Origin of the sequence: Campylobacter sp. BCW_4332 (assembly GCF_001763175.1) — a bacterium.
GTDB lineage: Bacteria > Campylobacterota > Campylobacteria > Campylobacterales > Campylobacteraceae > Campylobacter_D > Campylobacter_D jejuni.
Genome location: NZ_MJYF01000032.1, coordinates 1 through 546, shown reverse-complemented (window position 1 = coordinate 546; position 546 = coordinate 1). Strand labels below are relative to the sequence as shown.

At 30.6% G+C, this 546-nt stretch carries 1 protein-coding gene; it reads left to right on the top strand.

Going from position 1 to position 546, the window contains the following annotated elements; all coding sequences use genetic code 11:
- Positions 1–546, top strand: a 546-nt coding sequence (locus AJN64_RS02470) for a 6-hydroxymethylpterin diphosphokinase MptE-like protein (protein ID WP_148122984.1), incomplete at both ends; no start/stop codon positions are given.

Below are 546 nucleotides of genomic sequence, written 5' to 3'. Positions count from 1 at the left end.
CTTGAAAGAAAAGCCATTACAGCAGAATTTTTTAATCATGATTTTGGGGAATTTGATAAGGATGTTTGTTTTATTATCAAATCTGTAGTGCACCCTAATGCTATACACTATCTAAACAAAAAAACCGATAATTTTACCCTAGTTTCAACCTATGCAAGCTTTATAGAATATTTAAAATTAGATTATTTTGGATATTTTAACATGGGATTTAGTGTTGCACATATGGCTTGTTATCTTTCCTTGCATTTAAATCATAAAAAAATCATTTTTATAGGACAAGATTTAGCTTATGCTGAAAATGGCAATTCTCATCCTGATGATTATCAAAACTCAGCAACCTATGAAAGTAAAAAGTATCCACACCTTTACACTCTTGCTTATGGCAAAAAAGGGAAAGTTAAAACTCATCATGTCTGGCTCATGTTTAAGCAAAATTTAGAACAAGATGTACAAAAAATACAAAAATATTTAGATACTAAAATTTACAACTGCACCGAAGGTGGGGCAAGGATAGAAGGAACTATAGAAAAACCTTTTCTATGGGCT